At 74.8% G+C, this 19,087-nt stretch carries 17 protein-coding genes and 1 pseudogene; 8 read left to right on the forward strand and 10 right to left on the reverse strand.

Features of this window, described 5'->3' with window-relative positions:
- Positions 1 to 39: 39 nt before the first annotated feature.
- From nirD to ACFQLX_RS11565, 4 genes are all read right to left on the reverse strand, one after another.
- The gene (gene nirD / locus ACFQLX_RS11550; RefSeq protein WP_386414254.1) at positions 40 to 390 is read right to left on the reverse strand and encodes a nitrite reductase small subunit NirD; all 351 of its coding nucleotides are present in this window, start codon (positions 388 to 390) and stop codon (positions 40 to 42) included.
- Complete coding sequence (nirB, locus tag ACFQLX_RS11555) at positions 390 to 2,990, reverse strand: nitrite reductase large subunit NirB (protein WP_386414256.1); 2,601 nt, start codon at positions 2,988 to 2,990, stop codon at positions 390 to 392. The genes nirD and nirB overlap by 1 nt, the downstream gene beginning before the upstream one ends.
- A gap of 1 nt (position 2,991) precedes the next feature.
- Entirely contained in the window at positions 2,992 to 4,257 is a 1,266-nt protein-coding gene (locus ACFQLX_RS11560; RefSeq protein ID WP_386414258.1) for an NAD(P)/FAD-dependent oxidoreductase, read from the reverse strand.
- Between the two features lie 486 nt (positions 4,258 to 4,743).
- Positions 4,744 to 5,475 (reverse strand): SanA/YdcF family protein, encoded by a 732-nt coding sequence (locus ACFQLX_RS11565; protein WP_386414259.1) that lies wholly within the window; start codon positions 5,473 to 5,475, stop codon positions 4,744 to 4,746.
- Positions 5,476 to 5,565: 90 nt separating this feature from the next.
- Between ACFQLX_RS11565 and ACFQLX_RS11570 the strand changes: the two genes are divergently transcribed.
- Positions 5,566 to 6,051, forward strand: a complete 486-nt coding sequence (locus ACFQLX_RS11570; RefSeq protein ID WP_386414261.1) for an HIT family protein — start codon at positions 5,566 to 5,568, stop codon at positions 6,049 to 6,051.
- A gap of 37 nt (positions 6,052 to 6,088) precedes the next feature.
- On the opposite strand, the gene ACFQLX_RS11575 is transcribed toward ACFQLX_RS11570, so the two are convergent.
- From ACFQLX_RS11575 to ACFQLX_RS11600, 6 genes are all read right to left on the reverse strand, one after another.
- Entirely contained in the window at positions 6,089 to 7,345 is a 1,257-nt protein-coding gene (locus tag ACFQLX_RS11575) for a cytochrome P450 family protein (protein WP_386414262.1), read from the reverse strand.
- A 2-nt stretch (positions 7,346 to 7,347) separates the two neighbouring features.
- Positions 7,348 to 7,944, reverse strand: a complete 597-nt coding sequence (locus tag ACFQLX_RS11580; protein WP_386414264.1) for a GTP-binding protein — start codon at positions 7,942 to 7,944, stop codon at positions 7,348 to 7,350.
- A complete protein-coding gene (locus tag ACFQLX_RS11585; protein ID WP_386414265.1) occupies positions 7,922 to 8,359 on the reverse strand; it encodes a DUF742 domain-containing protein in 438 nt (145 codons plus the stop codon). The genes ACFQLX_RS11580 and ACFQLX_RS11585 overlap by 23 nt, the downstream gene beginning before the upstream one ends.
- Positions 8,356 to 8,802: a roadblock/LC7 domain-containing protein gene (locus tag ACFQLX_RS11590; RefSeq protein WP_386414267.1), complete on the reverse strand. Its 447-nt coding sequence runs from the start codon at positions 8,800 to 8,802 to the stop codon at positions 8,356 to 8,358. Before ACFQLX_RS11590 ends, ACFQLX_RS11585 begins: the two co-directional genes overlap by 4 nt.
- Entirely contained in the window at positions 8,802 to 10,106 is a 1,305-nt protein-coding gene (locus ACFQLX_RS11595; protein WP_386414269.1) for an ATP-binding protein, read from the reverse strand. Before ACFQLX_RS11595 ends, ACFQLX_RS11590 begins: the two co-directional genes overlap by 1 nt.
- 192 nt (positions 10,107 to 10,298) lie before the next feature.
- Complete coding sequence (locus tag ACFQLX_RS11600; protein ID WP_386414271.1) at positions 10,299 to 12,407, reverse strand: molybdopterin oxidoreductase family protein; 2,109 nt, start codon at positions 12,405 to 12,407, stop codon at positions 10,299 to 10,301.
- Between the two features lie 163 nt (positions 12,408 to 12,570).
- Between ACFQLX_RS11600 and ACFQLX_RS11605 the strand changes: the two genes are divergently transcribed.
- The 7 genes and pseudogenes from ACFQLX_RS11605 to ACFQLX_RS11635 all read left to right on the forward strand — a co-directional run bounded on the left by ACFQLX_RS11605 (position 12,571) and on the right by ACFQLX_RS11635 (position 19,087).
- Entirely contained in the window at positions 12,571 to 13,467 is an 897-nt protein-coding gene (locus ACFQLX_RS11605) for a sirohydrochlorin chelatase (RefSeq protein WP_386414273.1), read from the forward strand.
- A 52-nt stretch (positions 13,468 to 13,519) separates the two neighbouring features.
- Positions 13,520 to 14,794, forward strand: coding sequence for a deoxyguanosinetriphosphate triphosphohydrolase (locus ACFQLX_RS11610; protein WP_386414274.1), 1,275 nt, complete (start codon positions 13,520 to 13,522; stop codon positions 14,792 to 14,794).
- A 137-nt stretch (positions 14,795 to 14,931) separates the two neighbouring features.
- Positions 14,932 to 16,119, forward strand: coding sequence for a winged helix DNA-binding domain-containing protein (locus tag ACFQLX_RS11615; RefSeq protein ID WP_386414275.1), 1,188 nt, complete (start codon positions 14,932 to 14,934; stop codon positions 16,117 to 16,119).
- Positions 16,120 to 16,231: 112 nt separating this feature from the next.
- The gene (locus ACFQLX_RS11620; protein WP_386414276.1) at positions 16,232 to 16,495 is read left to right on the forward strand and encodes a hypothetical protein; all 264 of its coding nucleotides are present in this window, start codon (positions 16,232 to 16,234) and stop codon (positions 16,493 to 16,495) included.
- Positions 16,494 to 16,865 (forward strand): annotated as a pseudogene (locus ACFQLX_RS11625) (aldo/keto reductase); the annotation flags it as partial. The gene ACFQLX_RS11620 and the pseudogene ACFQLX_RS11625, both read left to right, overlap by 2 nt.
- On the forward strand, positions 16,862 to 17,431 hold the full coding sequence (locus tag ACFQLX_RS11630) for a GNAT family N-acetyltransferase (protein ID WP_386414277.1): 570 nt from the start codon (positions 16,862 to 16,864) through the stop codon (positions 17,429 to 17,431). The pseudogene ACFQLX_RS11625 and the gene ACFQLX_RS11630, both read left to right, overlap by 4 nt.
- A 102-nt stretch (positions 17,432 to 17,533) precedes the next feature.
- Entirely contained in the window at positions 17,534 to 19,087 is a 1,554-nt protein-coding gene (locus ACFQLX_RS11635) for a circularly permuted type 2 ATP-grasp protein (protein WP_386414278.1), read from the forward strand.

Consider the following 19,087-nt stretch of genomic DNA (forward strand, 5'->3'; position numbering starts at 1 on the left):
GCAGGGCTGGCGCCCCCGCAGTCGTGGGACCGCCGACGCCTATGGTGCGAGACGGGTCTCGTAGGCGGGGACGGCGACCTCGTCGTCGTCCAGGCAGGCACCGGTGGCCAGGTCGAAGCGCTGCTTCAGCAGCGGCGAGGCGACGTACGGGGCGCCGTCCACCGCGCCCAGCAGGCCGCGGGAGAGGACGTACGCGCCGGTGAACGGGTCGCGGTTGCCGACCGCGTACACAGTGCCCGTACGGTCCAGGAAGACCGCGACCTGCCGCCCGTCGGGGAGGAGCGCCGCCACCCCCCGGCCGGGGGTGAGCAGGGCCAGGTCGCAGACCGGGAACCATTCCTCGGCCGTGCGCAGTTCGATCCGTGCGGTGCGCTCGGGGGCGATCGTCATCAGGCCGGGGTTCCTTCCAGGGAGGGCTCCGCCACGGCTGCCGCCGAGGTGAGGGGGGTGATCGACAGCAGGGGGAGGTCCGGCTTCATCTGGTCGCGTTCGGGGACGAACCGCACCGAGGGGTCGGGAGTACCCGGCGCGTTGACGAAGGACACGAACCGGCCCAGGCGCTCGGGGTCGTTCAGGGTTTCGGCCCACTCATCGCGGTATCCGGCGACATGCGCCCTCATCAGCGCCTCCAGCTCGTCGCACAGGGCGAGCTTGTCGTGGACGACCACGTCGCGTACGTGGTCGAGGCCGCCCTCGATCCGCTCCAGCCACGTCGAGGTGCGCTCCAGACGGTCGGCGGTACGGATGTAGAACATCAGGAACCGGTCGATGAGGCGGACGAGTTCGGCGTCGGAGAGGTCCTGGGCGAGGAGGTCGGCGTGCCGGGGCTCCGCGCCGCCGTTCCCGCCGACGTACAGGTTCCAGCCGTTCGCGGTGGCGATCACCCCGAAGTCCTTGCCGCGCGCCTCCGCGCACTCCCGCGCGCAGCCGGAGACCGCCGACTTCAGCTTGTGCGGGGAGCGCAGCCCCCGGTAGCGCAGCTCCAGGTCGATCGCCATCCGCACCGAGTCCTGCACCCCGTAGCGGCACCAGGTCGAGCCGACGCAGGACTTCACCGTCCGCAGCGACTTCCCGTACGCGTGCCCCGACTCGAACCCGGCGTCCACCAACCGCGCCCAGATACCGGGCAGTTGGTCGACGCGGGCGCCGAAGAGGTCGATCCGCTGACCTCCGGTGATCTTGGTGTAGAGGCCGTAGTCACGGGCCACCTCACCGATCACGATCAGCTTCTCCGGGGTGATCTCCCCGCCGGGGATGCGCGGCACGATCGAGTACGAGCCGTTGCGCTGCATGTTGGCGAGGAAGTGGTCGTTGGTGTCCTGCAGCGCCGCCTGCTCACCGGCCAGTACGTACCCGTCGACGCCGATCGTCGGGGCGAGGGAGGCGAGGATGGAGGCCACCGTCGGCTTGCAGATCTCGCAGCCCTCACCGCCGCGCGCCGCCTCCCGGCCGTGCGTGTCGAGGAGTGTGGCGTACTCGGTGATCCCCCGGACGCGGACGATCTCGTACAGCTCGGCCCGGGTCTGCGAGAAGCAGCCGCACAGGCCGCCCTCGCCGCTGGCGGGCAGCAGCTGGCCGAGCAGTTTGACGCAACTCCCGCAGCCGGTACCGGCCTTGGTGCACTTCTTGACCTCCGGCACGGTGGCGCAGCCGTGCTCGGCGACGGCGTCCAGGATCGCGCCCTTGGTGACGTTGTGGCAGCTGCACACGACCGCCCCGGCCGGCAGCGCGTCCGCGCCCAGCGCCGCCGGGGCGCCCAGCCCGGCGGGCAGCACCAGCTGCTCCGGCGGGACCGGCGGGACGGTGCCGGTCAGCGGGCGCAGCATGCCGTAGGAGTCGGCGTCGCCGACCAGGACGCCGCCGAGGAGCTCGCCGGCGGGGGAGACGACGAGCTTCTTGTAGACCCCGGCGCGCGAGTCGGAGTACACCACGTCCAGGCAGCCCGCCGCCGCGCCGTGCGCGTCGCCGAAGGAGGCCACGTCCACGCCGAGGAGCTTGAGTTTGGTGGAGGTGTCGGCGCCGGTGAAGGAGCGCTCGGCGCCGGCGATCGTCTCGGCGGCGGCCTTGGCCATCTCGTAGCCCGGCGCGACCAGTCCGTAGACCCGGCCGTCCGCCGCCTGCGCGCACTCGCCGATCGCGAAGACGCGCGGGTCGCTGGTGCGGCAGGCACCGTCCACGACCACGCCGCCGCGCTCGCCGACCGCCAGCCCGGCCGCGCGGGCCAGCTCGTCGCGGGGGCGCACGCCGGCGGCGAACACCACCAGGTCCGTGGGGACTTCGGTGCCGTCGGTGAGCACCATCGCGCGCACCGCGCCGTCGCCGCCGGTACGGATCTCCTGGCCGCCGACCCCCGTGCGTACCTCCAGCCCCATCCCCGCCACCGTGCGCCGCAGCGCGTGCCCGCCGCCCTCGTCGACCTGCACGGCCATCAGCCGGGGGGCGAACTCCACGATGTGCGTGGCCAGTCCGAGCCCCTTCAGCGCCCCGGCCGCCTCCAGGCCGAGCAGTCCGCCGCCGACGACCAGGCCGGTGGCGGCGTCCTTGGCGTACTCCTCGATGGCGAGGAGGTCCTCGATGGTGCGGTAGACGAAGGCGCCCGCCGCACCGCTGCCGGGACAGGGGGGTACGAAGGCGTAGGAGCCGGTGGCCAGGACCAGGGTGTCGTAGCGGAAGGTCCGCCCGCTGCGGGCGGTGACCGTGCGCGCCGCGCGGTCCAGCGCGGTGGCCGGGTCGCCGACGTACAGCTCGATGCCGTGGCGCTCCATGAAGCCGTCCTCGACCATCGACAGCTCCTCGGGGGAGGTGCCGTCGAAGTACGAGCTGAGGTGGACCCGGTCGTAGGCGGGGCGCGGCTCCTCGCAGAGCACGACCACGCGGGCGGTCTCGGTCACCTTGCGCTCGGCCAGCGACTCCAGGAAGCGCTGGCCGACCATGCCGTGCCCGACCAGCACGATCGTGTCCCGGGGCTCGGGGGTGGCGGGGGTCTGCATCTCAGGAGCCTCCAGAGTGGGTGAGCAGGTGGAGCAGCGGGACGTCGTCGGGCAGCGGCTCGTCGGCCTCCCAGGCGCGGGCGAGGGCGCCTACGGCGGCGAGGTCGCCGAGCAGGATGCCGCCGACGAGCCGGCCGTCGCGGACGACGACCTTGCGGTAGGCGCGGCGGGTGGCGTCGGTGAGCTGGACGACGTCGTCGCCGGGGCCCGGGACGGGGTCGCCGAAGGCGGCGAGGTCGAGGGGGGCGGGGGTGCTCGGGGCGGTGCCGGGGGCCAGGGTGAGGCGGGTCAGGGCGCGGGTGCCCGCGTAGGCGCGCGTGCCGCCGGCCAGGACGCGGGCGAGCGCGTCGGCCTGCTCCAGCGCCGGGCCCGCCAGCCCGTACAGCGTGCCCCGGTGCTCGGCGCAGTCGCCGACGGCGTGGATGTACGGGTCGGAGGTGCGCAGTTCGTCGTCCACGACGATGCCGCGCGCGGTGGTCAGGCCCGCGGCGCGGGCGAGGTTGACGCGCGGGCGCACCCCGCAGGCGAGGACGACGAGCTCGGCGTCCAGCAGATAGCCGTCGCCCAACTCGACCGCGTCCACCCGGCGTTGGGCTCCCCGTCCGGTGCAGCGCAGGCCGCGCACCCGGCACTCGGTGTGGACCTCGACGCCCAGGCTCTCCAGGTGCGCCCGGAGCATCCGGGCGGCGGCGGGGTCGAGTTGGCGCTCCATCAGGTGCTCGCCCTGGTGCGCCAGCACGACCTGCGCCCCGCGCCGGGCCAGCGCGCGGGCGGCGGAGCTGCCCAGCAGGCCGCCGCCGATCACGACGACCCGGGCGGGGGCGCCGCTCGCGGCGATCCGGTCGGCGGCTGCGGCCAGCGCGGTGCAGTCGTCGAGGGTGCGGAAGGGGTGGACGCCGGCGGGGAGTTCGTACCCCTCGGGCTCGAAGAGGCCGCGCAGCGGCGGCAGTACGGGATTGGACCCGGTGGCCAGCACGAGGCGGTCGTAGTCCAGCGCGGCGCCGTCGTCGCACTGCACCCGCCGGGCGGCGCGGTCCACCCGTACCACGCGGGCGGCGCGGCGCTCGACCCCGGCGGCGGGTGCGGGCAGCCGGATCACGTCGGCCGGATAGTGCCCGGCGAGCACCTCGGCGAGCAGCACCCGGTTGTACGCCCCGTGCGCCTCCTCGGCGACGACGGTCACCTCGAACCCACCGCCGAGCCGCGCGGCGACCCGATGCCCGGCCATCCCGCCGCCGACCACGACGACCCGCTTGCCCTGTCCCATGCCAGCAGCGTGCGGCCGCGCGATTACCCCGCCGAATCCCCGGAGTTTCCGCGACGCAACGCTGCCCTCAGCAGGGCCGCGCCCCCTCGGTGAGGATTTCGCGATTCGTCCACACGCACGAGTGAAGCTCCGCGGCCGAAACGAATCTGCAGGTCAGCAGGTACCTACGGTTCACCGCATGGTCGGCTCATCCCACGAGGCGATGCACCGAGAGGGGCCTGGGCGGCGCCGCCGCGGCGGCGGAGATCTGGAGGAACTTGATGAGCATGGACGTCTCCGAGTACCGAGGAATCGTCGCCGAGCGGCTTCGGGCGGAGGGTGAGGCCAGAGGTGAGGCCCGGGCGAGGCCGCCATGCTTCTGTTCGCTCTTGACCGGCGCGGTATCGCCCTCACGGATGTCGATCGCCGCCGAGTGGCCGCCGCCTCCGCGGTGGAGGTCTTCGGGGAGGACTGAGCGGCCGGGCTCCGGCTGCGGCCCCGGCGTCCTCAGCGTCGCAGGGCCTCGTGGACGCCCTGTTCGCGGGGCCCCAGGAAGTGCGGGTCCGGGCGCAGGAGCGTGTCCAGGGTTGCTTTGGCCGCGCCGGGGATCTCGCGGAGGCCGCCGTAGTGCCAGGTGAGGTTGCGGGGTTCCTCGACGGCGACGCCGTGGGCGTCGATGCCCGCCGCGCGGCACAGCGCCAGGGCACGGGGGACGTGGAAGCGCTGGGTGACGACCAGGGCGCGGCTGACGCCGAAGACGCGGGCCGCGCGGGTGCAGGAGTCCCAGGTGTCGAAGCCGGCGTGGTCGCGGACGATCCGGGCGCGGGGGACGCCGCGGGCGGTGAGGTAGTCGCGCATCGCCGTGGGCTCGTCGTAGTCCCGCGTGCTGTTGTCGCCGCTGACCAGGATCGCCCGCACCCGGCCCAGGCGGTACAGCTCCACCGCCGCGTCCAGGCGGTGCGCCAGGTACGGGGAGGGCTCGCCGTCCCACAGCCCCGCGCCCAGCACCAGCGCCACCGGCGCCGGGGGTGCGGTGGCCACCGTGTGCACCCGGGCCGAGGTAGAGGCGTGCACCCAGGCCGGGGGCAGCAGCGCCAGCGCGCAGGCCAGCACCGCCGCCCGCAGCAGCCGGCGCCTGCCCCGCACGGTGCGCGGCAGCTGCGGGCGGGCCGCCGCGCGCCTCGCGGGCGCCGCTGCCCGCCGGGCCGCCGCCCGGGTTCGTACCAGAAGTGCTCTCATTACTTTGCACCGACGCCCACCAGGCGCGATCGGTTGCAGCGCGCCCCGGACGTCCCTTCCTCCCCATCGGCCTCGGTAGGCTCGGCGCCCATGAGCACCGACTGGCGCAATGACAGGATCGGCAGTGCGATACGCGGCGAGAACCCCACCGTGCTGCGCAGACTCGACGCGGGGTTCGCGGTGCTGGGGGACACCCAGTTCCTGCCGGGGTACACGCTGCTGCTGGCCGACCGGCCCGGCGTGGAGCGGCTCAGCGACCTGCCGCGTGCGCGGCGGCTGGCGTTCCTGGCGGACATGGAGCGGCTGGGGGAGGCGGTGGAGCGTGCCTGCAAGGCGCGCGACGACGCCTTCATCCGCATCAACATCGAGATCCTCGGCAACAGGGACCCCTACCTGCACGCCCACATCTGGCCGCGCTACGAGTGGGAGCGCGCCGACATCCGCATCGGCCCCGTGTGGTGGTATCCGCCGGTGAACTGGCGCAACCCGGAGCACGCCCTGGGCCCGCAGCACGACGGCCTGCGCGCCGCCCTCACCGCCGAACTGGACGCCCTGACCGCCGCGCCCGCGCAGTGACGGACCGCCGCGGACCGCACGGCAAGGCGCGCCCCCGTCACCGCCCCGTCAGCGCCCCCGGCCCCAGCCCCGCCACCGGTCCCAGCCGTACGGGCAGCGCCGCCGGGCTCGGCGCCCACGGCGAGGTGATCCAGCTCAGCTCCTCCTCGGCGACGGCCAGGCGCAGCTGCGGCAGCCGGTGCAGCAGCGTCTCCACCGCCGTCCGCGTGATCAGCCGCGCCAGGTCCTGCGCCGGGCAGGCGTGCGGGCCCGCGCCGAAGGCCAGGTGGGAGCGGTTGCCGGTGACGGGGCAGCCGCCGGGCGGGCGCACGGCCGGATCGGCGTTCGCCCCGGCGAGGCCCAGCAGCAGCATGTCCCCGGAGTGGATCTCCTGGCCGCCGAAGCGCAGTTCCCGCAGCGCGTAGCGCGCCGGGCAGTTGTGCACCGGCGGATGGCGCCACAGCGCCTGGTCCAGCGCGTCGTCCACGGTGAGCCGGCCGCCCGCCACGGAGGGGCCCAGCGCCGGGTCGGTGAGCAGGATCCGCAGCGTGGTGGCGATCCAGTCGACGGTCGGCTGGTTGGCGGAGACGAAGACGACGACCAGGTTGTGCAGGATCTCCTCGTCGGTGAGCGCGGCCGGGTGGCGTACCAGGATGGAGATGAAGTCCTCGCCGGGCGCCGCCCGCCGCGCGGCGATCAGCCCGGTCAGGATGCCCGAGAGCCGGTCGCTGGCGTTGGCGGAGTCCGCGTTGGCCGCCGCCGTGCCCAGCGCCGCCTGCACCAGCTGCTGGCCCGCCCGCTCGTCGAGGCCGAGCAGCTGCGTCACCACCCGCAGCGGCAGCCTGCGCGCGTAGTGCGGTACGAGGTCAGCGCGGCCCGAGTCGGCGAAGGAGCCGATGAGCTGCTCGGCCGTGGCGCGCACGGTGCGGCGCAGGGCGTGCCCGTTGACGCGCTCCAGCGCGGCCGAGACGCTGGAGCGCATCCGCCGGTGCTGGCGGCCGTCGGCGTAGAGCAGCGCGGGGCGCCAGTCGACCGTCGCCATGATGGGGGAGTCGGGCGGCACCCGGCCCTCGCGCAGCAGCCGCCAGTTGCGCGGGTCGTGGCTGAAGGAGTGCTCGTCGCGGGCCAGTTGGAGCAGCTCGGTGAAGCCCAGGACCAGCCAGGCGGGGATGCCCGGCGCGATCAGCACGGGGGCGACGGGGCCGTGGGCGGCGCGCAGCCTCTCGTAGAGCGCGGGCAGCGTCGAGCCGTCGAGGCCGGCCCCGTAGAGCGGGGTGGGCGTGAGGCGGGGGGAGCGCTGCTGCGCGGCGGCCATGCTCAACTCGTGCGTTCCGAGGCGGTGTCGATGAGGTGGGTGATCAGCGAGATCAGCGCCAGCACCGAGGAGCGGTGCTCGCGGGCGTCGCAGTTGACCAGCGGGGTGCGGGGCAGCAGGTCGAGGGCCTCGCGCAGCTCGGCCTCGCCGTGGCGGGGGCTGTCGGGGAAGTAGTTGACGGCCACCGTGAACGGCACGTCCAGATCCTCCAGATGGCCGATCGAGTCGAAGGACGCCTCCAGGTCCCGGGTGTCGACCAGCGCCAGTGCCCCCAGCGAGCCGCGCGCCAACTCCCGCCAGGCGGGCAGGAAGCGCTGCTGTCCGGGCGTGCCGAAGAGGTACAGCACCAGCTCGCTGTCGAGCGTGATGCGGCCGAAGTCCAGCGCCACGGTCGTGGTGGTCTTGCCCGGCGGGAGCGGGGTGTCCGACAGGGCGCCCGCGCGGGTCATCACGGCCTCGGTGGACAGCGGCTTGATCTCCGAGACGGTGCCGATCAGCGTGGTCTTGCCGACTCCCATCGGTCCGACGACGAGGATCTTGGCGGCTCCGGTCACACCCGGGGAGACGTACACTCCGTCAGATGCGGTCTTCGAGGCCATGCAGCACCTTTCTCAGCAGATCCTGTTCGCCGGGGGACCGCTGGGGCGGCCGCGGCTCGGTCGGATCCTGGGTCGGGGTACGGAGTCGGTGGCGGGCCTGTCCCGAGGCCCGGCCGGCGAGGTGGCCCAGGCCCACGGGGGCCCGGAAGTGCAGGTGACCCGACTCGATCAGATCCGCCAGCAGCACGCGCACGATGGTGGGGGGCTGGCCGAGGTGGGCGCCGACCTCGGCGACCGAGAGCAGCCCCCGGCACAGGTCGAGGATGCGCCCGTACTCCGGCTGGGTGGCGGGCGGCAGCCCCAGCCCGGAGGCGACGACCAGCGTCTCCAGCGGCAGCGGCTCGGCCCCGGGCGCGCCCGAGCGGCCCCCCGTGATGACGTAGGGGCGCACCGCGCGCGGTCCGTGGCCGCTCATGAGGGCGGGCCCTCCGGCGGGCGCAGGTAGCCGCTCAGCTCGGCGGCGATGTGCGCCACCACGATCTGCATCTGCTCCGCGACCTCGGCGACGTCCGCGCTGTGGTCGGTCGCCACCGCGAGCTGCGCGCCCAGCCCCGTGGAGGTGAACAGCACGAAGCCGTGGTCGGACTCGACCATCAGCTGGCGCACCCCGGCGCGCGGGCCCAGGAAGAGCCCGACCGCCGAGCGGGTGGTGATGGTCAGCGCCGCGCAGGCCGCCGAGAGCGACTCGGCCTCGGCGCGCTCCAGTTCGGGCACCACGCCGTGCAGCCGGGCGGCGGAGCCGTGGCCCAGGCGCAGTCCGTCGTCGGTGAGGACGACCGCGTGGCGCACTCCCGGGATGCCGGTCAGCGGGCGCAGCATCCAGCCCACGTCGGGCAGGCGGGATATGCCGGGGGGCATCACCGGGGGCCGTCCTCTCCGTGCCCGCGCGGGCGCTCGTAGGAGGGCGACTGCGGGGCCCGCTGTCCCGGCTGCTGTCCCGGCTGCGGTCTTGGCTGTGGTCTTGGCTGCTGTCCTGGCTGGGATCCCGGCTGCGGCCCCTGCTGCGCTCCGGGCCCGCCCTGGCGCAGGCGCGCCCGCCCGCGCTCCGTGCCGGCCAGCACCCCGGCGACGGAGGCCCGGGCGGCCTTGGGCGACCACTCGGGGCCGGGGACGGCGGGGGCCGTCTGCGAGGGGAGGGGCCTGCGGTGCTCGCCGGTGTCCTCGCCGCCCGGCCGGGCGCCGCGCCGACTGCGCCGCCGGGGCAGCGCCGTCTCGCCGTCCGCCCGCGCGGGGGCGGAGATCAGCTCGGCCGGCTCCTCATCGGGCTCCGGCTCGGGGGCGGCGGGCTGGGTGAGCAGTCCGTTGGGGACGAACACCGAGGCGCGCGTCCCCCCGTACGCCGAGGCGGCCGCCAGCTCGACGCTGAAGCCCAGCTCGCGCGACCAGCGCCCGACGCTGGCCAGCCCGAGCTTGGGCACCGCGCCCAGGTCCGCCAGACCCTGGCCGCCGCGCAGCCGGGCGAGCGCCTGCTCCAGCACGTCGAAGGGCATCCCGAGCCCGGCGTCGTCGATCTGCAGCACCGCGCCGGCGGCGACCTCGCGGACCGTGACGACGACCTGGGAGCTGGAGGGGGAGAAGTCGCTGGCGTTCTCCAGGAGTTCGGCCACCGCGTGCATCAGGCCCTCGGCGGCCGGCGCGGCCACGTACAGCTGCTGGCCGCCGACCACCTCGATGCGGCCGTACTCCAGGATCCGCGACTGGGCGCCGCGTACGCAGTCGAAGAGGGAGACCGGCTGCGTCTCGCGGCGCGCGGGCCAGATCCCGCACATCACCAGCAGCGTCTGCGCCTTGCGGATCATCTGCGCGGCCGCGTGGTCGGCGCGCATCACCTCGCCCATCAGCGCGGGGTCGGTGAGCTGCTGCTCGATGCCGTCGAGGAGCTGCAACTGGACGGTGGCCATCGCGTGGACGTTCCCGGCGACCGTCTCGAACGCGGCCAGCACCGCGTCGCGCTGGGCGCGCTCGTGCGCCGTGTCCGCCCGCGCCTCGGCGACGCGCGCCTCGGCGGCGACGGGGGCGGCGGTCCGCTCGCGCGCCACCGCGTGCTGGCGCGCGGCATCGGCGCGGGCGGCGCGCAGGCGGGTCCACAGGACCCGGACGGCGAACAGGCACAGGACGCAACTGACGACGGCGATGGCGGCTACGGCGGTGGCTGTGGCCATGGGGGGCGCCTCGCAGACCTCGCGGAGTGACCGGATGCGGCAGATCCTACTGATCAATCGCACAGTTCCGCTCCGGAGTTGGGCAATCCCCGCCACGTCAAGAGCGCACGATGGTTTTTCGGTGAGGAATTGAGGGAGATGCCGGGAATATCGGGCCGTACGGAAGGCGCCGCGGACCGTACGGCCCGCATCTCACCCCGCGTCGCCCGCCCCGGACGCCCCCGCCCCGGACGCCCCCGCCGCCTCCAGCCGCACCGCGCACACCTTGAACTCCGGCATCCGCGACACCGGGTCCAGCGCCGGATTGGTCAGCGTGTTGGCACGCCCCTCGCCGGCCCAGTGGAAGGGCATGAACACCGTGTCGGGGCGGATGTCGCGGCTGACCCGGGCGGGCGCGACGGCCCGGCCGCGGCGGGAGAGGACCGCGACCGGTTCGCCGTCGGCGACGCCCACCCGGGCCGCCAGTTCGGGGTGGAGCTGGACGTACGGGCCGGGCGCGGCCTCGTTCAGCTCGGCGATCCGGCGGGTCTGCGCACCGGACTGGTACTGGGCCAGCACCCGCCCGGTGGTCAGCCACACCGGGTAGCGCGCGTCGGTCTCCTCGGCCGCCGGGCGGTCGGTGACGGGGGCGAAGCGGGCGCGGCCGTCGGGGGTGGCGAAGCGGTCGAGGAAGAGGCGCGGGGTGCCCGCCGAGCCCTGCGGGCAGGGCCAGAAGACGCCGCCCTCGGCCGCGATCTGCCCGTAACTGATGCCCGAATAGTCGGCCTTGCCGCCTGCGGAGGCCCGGCGCAGCTCCTCGAAGACCTCCTCCGGCGCGGTGGGGAACCCCTTCTCCCGGCCGGGGGCCAGCCGCTGGGCCAGCCCGTGCAGCACGTCCAGGTCGCCGCGTACCCCCTCCGGCGGGTCGATGGCGCGGCGGCGCAGCAGCACCCGGCCCTCCAGGCTGGTCATCGTGCCGGTCTCCTCCGCCCACTGGGTCACCGGCAGCACCACGTCCGCCAGCGCGGCGGTCTCGGAGAGCACCACGTCGGCCACCGCGAGGAAGTCCAGCGAGCGCAGCCGCCCCTCGACGTGGGCGGCGCGCGGGGCGGAGACGACCGGGTTGGAGCCCATCAGCAGCAGGGCGCGCACCTCGGTGCCGAGGGCGTCGAGCAGCTCGTACGCACTGCGCCCCGGCCCCGGCAGCTCATCGGGCTCCACCCCCCACACCCCGGCGACGTGGCGGCGCGCCTCGGGGTCGGTGAGCAGCCGGTAGCCGGGCAACTGGTCGGCCTTCTGGCCGTGTTCGCGCCCGCCCTGCCCGTTGCCCTGCCCGGTCAGGCAGCCGTAGCCGCTGTACGGGCGGCCCATCCGCCCCGTCGCCAGGCACAGGTTGATCCACGCGCCCACCGTGTCCACCCCCTTGGCCTGCTGCTCGGGGCCGCGCGCGGTGAGCACCATCGACGACTGCGCCTCGCAGAACAGCCGCACCGTCTCGCGCAGTTGGGGCACGGGCACGCCCGTGGTGCGCTCGACGTGCTCCGGCCAGTGCGCCATCACCGCCGCCCGCGTCTCCTCCCAGCCGGTGGTGCGCGCCGCGATGAACTCCTCGTCGGTGCGCCCCTGCGCGACCACCAGGTGCAGCAGCCCCAGCGCCAGCGCCAGGTCGCTGCCCGGCCGGGGCGCCAGATGCAGGTCGGCCTGCTCGGCGGTGCGGGTGCGGCGCGGATCGATGACGATCAACTTCCCGCCGTTGGCCCGCAGTTCGGTGAAGTAGCGCAGGGCCGGCGGCATCGTATCGGCCGGGTTGGAGCCCACCAGGATCACGCAGCCGCTGCGCGGGATGTCCGCCAGCGGGAACGGCAGCCCCCGGTCCATGCCGAAGGCGCGGTTGCCGGCGGCGGCGGCCGAGGACATGCAGAAGCGGCCGTTGTAGTCGATCTGCGAGGTCCGCAGCACGATCCGGGCGAACTTCCCCAGCGCGTACGCCTTCTCGTTGGTCAGCCCGCCCCCGCCGAACACCCCCACCGCGTCGCGCCCGTACCCCTCCTGCGCGGCGGCCAGCCCGCGCGCGATCCGGTCCAGCGCCTCGTCCCAGCCCGCCGCGACCAGCCCGCCGCGCCCGTCGCGCACCAGCGGCGAGGTCAGCCGCCCGGCGCCCAGCAGCGCGGTCGCGGACTGCCCCTTGCCGCACAGGGCGCCCCGGTTGACCTCGAAGTCCTCGCGGGGGACCACGTCGAGCCCGGCGCCCGTACGGCGCAGGCCCATGCCGCATTGCAGGGAGCAGTACGGGCAGTGGGTGAGGGTGGGGGCGGCGTCCATGGGGTCCAGCGTGCTTCCGGGGTGTTACGCGCGGGTGGTGGTCCGTATGACAAGCCGGGTGCCCTCGACCGCACGGCCGCCCCTGGCCCGCTGTGAGGCGCGGTCAACAGACCGTGATACGGCCGCAACGGACCGGCAACCCCCGTCCCCGAGGATCGGGGGCATGCGCCCCCTCGACCAGGCAGCCGCCCCGTGGCCCACGGCAGACCCCCCGGCGGACCTCCCGGCCGGCTCCGCTGTCGGCCCGGACTCCTCCCTGGGGGACCTCCTGGGCGCGATATCCGCGCAGGCCAACTCCCGGCTGCGGCAGCTCGCCGGCCACCGCACCGCCGCCCCCGTCCTCCTGGCCGTCGCCCACGGCAGCCGCCACCCGGCCGCCGCCGCGACGGTGGCCGCGCTGCTGGACGCCGTACGGGCACAGCGGCCGACCCTGGACGTACGCCTGGCGCACATCGAGCTGAACGGGCCGCTGCTCACCGACGTACTGGCCGACCTGCGCAGGCCGGTGATCCTCGTCCCCCTCCTCTTCACCCGGGGCCACCACGTCACCCACGACCTCCCCGGCGCACTGGCCGCCGCGCCGCACCTGCGGGGCCGCGTCGCCGCACCGCTCGGTCCGCACCCGCTGCTCGCGGCGGCGCTGCACGCGCGGCTGGCGGAGGCGGGGTGGAGTACGGGCCGCCGGGCCGGCGTCGTCCTCGCGGCGGCCGGCTCGCGGGCGCCGGACTCGGCCGCCGACACGGCGCGTACGGCCGCACTGCTGGCCGAGCGCCTCGGCGGCGTGCCGGTCGAGGCGGCCTACGCCTCCGCCGCCTCCCCCCGCACGCATCCCGCCCTGGCCGAGGCGGTCGCCCGGCTGCGCGCCCGCGGCTGCCGCCGTATCGCGCTGGCCTCCTGCTTCGCCGCGCCCGGCCTCTTCGCCGCCCGCATGCGGGCCCAGGCCCCGGGCCTGGTGTCCGAGCCGCTGGGCGCGCATCCGGCGCTGGCCCGGCTGGTCGTACGGCGCTACGAGGAGGCGTGGGCGGGGTCGGGCGCCCAGCCGACGTCGGCGTCGGCTTAGGGGACAGACCACGAAGCAGGGGGTTGTCGGACTATCGGGCTACCGTGGGCCCATGCGATCTTCCGACGTCCCGGGCTATACGGCGGCCGACCTCCACCGCTACGTCGCGGAGCCGGACAAGCGCCCCGGCCGCACGGCCTTCCAGCGCGACCGCGCCCGCGTGCTGCACTCGGCGGCCCTGCGCCGCCTCGCGGGCAAGACGCAGGTCGTCACCCCCGGCTCGTACGCCCACGCCTGGGACGCCACCCCGCGCACCCGCCTGACCCACTCCCTGGAGTGCGCCCAGGTCGGCCGGGATCTGGGCGCGGCCCTGGGCTGCGACCCGGACCTGGTGGAGACGGCCTGCCTGGCCCACGACCTGGGCCACCCGCCCTTCGGCCACAACGGCGAGAAGGAGCTGGACGAGGTGGCGGCCGGCTGCGGCGGCTTCGAGGGCAACGCCCAGTCGCTGCGGCTGCTGGCCCGCCTGGAGCCCAAGGGCTTCACCCCCGACGGCCGCCCCGTCGGCCTCAACCTCACCCGCGCCGCCCTGGACGCGGCCACCAAGTACCCCTGGCCGCGCGGCGGCCACCCCGTCGACCCCGCCTCGCGCAAGTTCGGGGTGTACACGGACGACCTGCCCGTCTTCCACTGGCTGCGCCAGGGCGCGCCGCCCGGACGCCAGTGCTTCGAGGCGCAGGTGATGGACTGGGCCGACGACGTGGCGTACTCGGTGCACGACGTCGAGGACGGCCTGCACGCCGGCCACCTCGACCCCAACCTGCTGCACGCCCACCCCGAGCGCCGCGAGGTCTTCGCCCTGGCCGCCGCGCGCTACGCGCCCGGCGCGCAGGAGGACGAACTCGCCGAGGCGCTCGACCGGCTGCTCGACCAGGAGTGGTGGCCGCACGGCTACGACGGCAGCCCGCGCGCCCAGGCCGGCCTGAAGGACGCCACCAGCCAGCTCATCGGCCGCTTCTGCCTCGCGGCGGAGGGCGCGACGCGGGAGGCGTACGGCTCGGGCCGCCTGACCCGCTACGGCGCGGAGCTGATCGTGCCGCGCGCCCAGCGCCTGGAGTGCGCGGTCCTGAAGTCGGTCGCCGACCGCTACGTGATCCAGCGCCCCGACCAGGAGCGCATCCGCGCCGAACAGCGGGTGGTCCTGCGGGAGTTGGCATCCGCCCTGACAGCCCGCGCACCGGAGGGCCTGGACCCCCAGTTCCGCGCCCTGTTCACGGAGGCCGCCGACGACGCGGCCCGCCTGCGCGTGATCGTGGACCAGATCGCCTCCCTGACGGACGCGGCGGCGGTGGCCCTGCACGGGCGGCTGGTGCGGCGCGGGGCGTGACCGCGGCCCGCGCCGCGGACGCGGCCTCCGTGCTCGCCGGCCGCCCGCGTATCGTGATGCGGCTCGGCCCCCGCCGACCGGGGGCGTAGCACTGCCGCAGCCCTACCGCAGCCCTACGAGACGACGCCGGAGCCGCAGTGAAGCTGTCCGCCCGTGAGCTCAACCGCGCCACCCTCGCCCGCCAACTCCTCCTTGAGCGCGAGCACATGCCCGTGGAGGAGGCGGTACGACGTGTGGTCGCCCTGCAGGCGCAGCAGCCCGCCTCGCCCTACCTGGCGCTGTGGAACCGCCTCGCCGCCTTCGAACCGGCCGAGCTGGACGCCGCGTTCGCCGGCCGCCGCGTGGTCAAGGCGACCCTCATGCGGATCACGCTGCACGCCGTGCATGCCGACGACTACCCCGTCCTCCGCGCGGCGATGCAGCCCGTGCTGCACGCCTCCCGCCTCGGCTCCCGTTTCGCCGCCTCGGGCCTCACCCCCGCCGAGGGGCACCAACTCGCGCTCAGGATCGCGGACTTCGCCACCGAGGCCCGTACCACCGCCGAGCTGCGCGGCTGGCTCGGTGAGCAACTCGGCCCAAAGCGCGCGGACGCCGCCTGGTGGGGCATGTCGGGCTACGCGCCCCTGCACCGCGCCCCCGCCGAGGCCGCGCCCTGGTCCTTCGGCGCCCGGTCGCTCTTCCGCGCCGCGGCCCTGGACCCCGTACCCGTCGGCCGGGAGGTGGACGAGCCGGCGCTGCGAACGCTCCTCCTGCGCTACCTGGCCGGATTCGGCCCGGCCTCGGTGGCGGACATGGCGCAGTTCACGTTGCTGCCGAAGACCCCGATCAGGGCCGCCCTGCGCGCCCTCGCCGGAGAGCTGGCGGAACTCCAAGGTCCGGACAACGCCGCGTACTTCGACCTCCCCGACGCCCCGCGCCCGCCCGCCGACACCCCCGCCCCACCGCGCCTGATGGCGATGTGGGACAGCACCCTCCTCGCCTACGCGGATCGCCCCCAAGCTCATCGAGCAGGGGCTGCCCCAGGCCGCCTGATCCCGCCCGACTACCGCCGCGTGGTGATCCGCGCCAACGGCGACGTCCTGCCCACCCTCCTGGTGGACGGCCACGTAGCAGGCGTCTGGCGCCCCCTGCCCACCGGCATCGAGGCGACGGCCTTCCACCCCCTGCCCCCGGCCACCTGGCAGGCCCTGACGCAGGAGGCACAGTCCCTGGCCCCACTCCTGGCCGCCCGCGACCGCACCCCGTACAGCCGCTTCGACCACTGGTGGCCGAAACTCCCGAAGCTCCCGGAAGGGGAGACGCGGATGCTCTTCGACGGGAGGTGACGGGGACTGCGCTTCCCAATGCAGTTGCCTTAGAGCTGCGGGGATCGTTGCCCCGTCTGTGACGGAGTGGGGAGCCGGCCAGCGGGTCGGGCACGCTCCGTATCATCCATAGGTGATCAACCCGCTCTTCCACACACCCAGACGCCACTTCATCACCCTGGCCATGCTGGCTGCCATTGTCGCCTTCGGGTGGTACGCCGTTCAGCCGGTCTATCCGCGATGCACGATCCACTCAGCGGTCGGCTCGGGGTCCATCATGTCCCCTAGCCTCTCGGCGGAAGAGATGGAAGCCATAGCCAGGCAGGCTTACGAGGATGCCTTGGCCGACGGCGCCTGCGGACCATCACGTGCCCGATTCCGAGACTGGATTGGCTGACCTCGTTATCGCCACCAAGGTCGGCCCCGCCAGGGACGCCGACGGCGAGTGAACCACCCCCGCGCGCCCCGACCGACTGCGCGGCCAGGTCGAGGAGAACCTTCGCCAACTCGGCCGCGACCACCCCGAGCCCGAGGCGATCCACACCGTCGCCCGAGCCCACGCCGCCTCACCGGCCCAGATCCGCCTGGCCTGGCTCCTGCACCGGGGCCCGCACATCCTCCCCATCCCCGGCACGGGCGACCCCGACCACCTGACCGCCAACGTGGCAGCAGGAGCACTGGAGTTGACCCCCGATGACCTGACCCACCTCGACATGATCGCCGCCCCTACCCACACCAGGCGCCCCCATGGCATCGTGTCCGCATGACGATCGATGTCCGGCCCGCCACCGTCTACGAGGACGTGCGGGCGGTGATCGGGCCCAAGTCGCCCACCGCCAGTGTCTGTTTCTGCCTGGGTTACCGGCTTGGCGCCAAGCGCAACAACGAGCTTCGGGGGCCCGCCCGCGGGGAGTACGTCGCCGGGCTGTGCCGCGCCGACCCGCCGCCCGGCGTCCTGGCCTACGACGGGGACACCCCCGTCGGATGGGCCGCCGTCGCGCCCCGGGCCGAGACCTCCTACGCGCGCAGCCGGACCATCCCGCACGTCGACGACCTGCCCGTGTGGTCCCTGTGGTGCGTCCGCGTCCGCCCCGGCCACCGCAGGCAGGGCATCTCCCACGCCCTCATCGCCGGCGCGGTCGACTTCGCCCGCTCCCACGGCGCCCCGGCCGTCGAGGCGTACCCGCTGGACAACGGGGACGCCAGGGTCGACCTGACGATGGCCTACCCCGGACTGCGCAGGAACTTCGAGCGCGCGGGCTTCACACACGCCGCGGACACCACCTCCGTACTCGCCGGCCACCCGCGCATCGTGATGCGGCTGTCGACCTGAGGGCGTACAGGCGCACGGCAGCCCCCCGCGTCGTAACACAACCGCCCCCGCCCACCTGCCGGTTGTCATCCCCCGGAAACGCTCCGCCCGTACCGTCGCCTCATGGCGGACATATTCGACTCGTACACGCCTGCGGACGCCTGGGACGAGATGTTCGAGCGGCCCGGTACGGTGCGCGCGCCCTACGCCGGCGTCTTCGCCGGGCTGCAGCCGCTCGGCGCCGCGGACCTGCGCTACCGCGCGGAGCAGATGGCCCGCTCCTTCACCGACCGGGGCGTGACCTACGCCCACGAGGGCGAGGAGCGGCCCTTCCCTCTGGACCTGGTGCCCCGCATCCTCGACGCCCTGGAGTGGGACGCCCTGACCCGCGGGGTGCGCCAGCGCGTCCGCGCCCTGGAGGCGTACCTCGACGACGCCTACGGGCGCTGCCGCGTCTTCGAGGACGGCGTCGTCCCCTACCGGCTGCTGCTCTCCTCCCCGCACTACCACCGCGCCGCCCACGGCGTAGAGCCGCCCGCCGGGGTGCGCATCCACGTCTCCGGCATCGACCTGGTCCGCGACGAGGAGGGCGCCTTCCGGGTGCTGGAGGACAACGTCCGCGTCCCGTCCGGGGTCTCGTACGTCATCGAGAACCGCCGCGCGATGACGAGGGTCTTCCCCCACCTCTTCGCCGAAGCACCGGTACGCCCCGTCGACGAGTACCCCCAGCGCCTGCTGGCCGCCCTGCGCGCCTGCGCCCCCGACGGCGTCGCCGACCCGGAGGTCGTGGTCCTGACCCCCGGCGCCCGCAACGCCGCCTACTTCGAACACGCCCTGCTCGCCCGCCTGATGGGCGTCCAGCTGGTGGAGGGCCGCGACCTGGAGTGCGCCGGCAACCGGCTGTGGATGCGCACCACCCGGGGCCGCGCCCCCGTCCACGTGGTCTACCGGCGCCTGGACGACGACTACCTCGACCCGCTGCACTTCCGTCCCGACTCGGTGATCGGCTGCCCCGGCATCATGACCGCCGCCCGCGCCGGGAACGTCACCCTGGCCAACGCGGTGGGCAACGGCATCGCGGATGACAAGCTGCTCTACACCTACGTACCGGACCTGATCCGCTACTACCTGGCCGAGGAGCCCCTGCTGGCGAACGTGGAGTCCTACCGCCCCGAGGAGCCCGGCCAACTGGAAGCGATCCTCGATCAGTTGGACTCCCTGGTTCTCAAGCCCGTCGACGGCGCCGGCGGCACCGGCATCGTCATCGGCCCGCACGCCGACCGCCCCACCCTGGAGCGGCTGCGCGCCGCCATCGCCGCCGACCCGCGCGGCTGGATCGCCCAGCGCCCGGTCGCCCTGTCCACCTCGCCCACCCTCGCCGGCGACACCATCGCCCCGCGCCACATCGACCTGCGCCCCTTCGCCGTCAACGACGGCCGGGACGTCTGGCTGCTCCCCGGCGGCCTCACCCGCGTCGCCCTGGGGGAGGGCAACCTGGTGGTCAACTCCAGCCAGGGCGGCGGCTCCAAGGACACCTGGGTGCTGGGTGACGGCATCCCGCGCCCACCGGACCCCGCAGCCCTCGAACCGCAGCCCGTCCCAGCCCGCGAACTCCAGCCCGCCCCCCGCCAGTTCGGCCCCGCCGCCGCGCTCCAGCAGGCAGGGGCCCAGCAGTGA

It is taken from the genome of Streptomyces polyrhachis (assembly GCF_042663125.1).
In the GTDB taxonomy this organism is placed as follows: domain Bacteria; phylum Actinomycetota; class Actinomycetes; order Streptomycetales; family Streptomycetaceae; genus Streptomyces; species Streptomyces polyrhachii.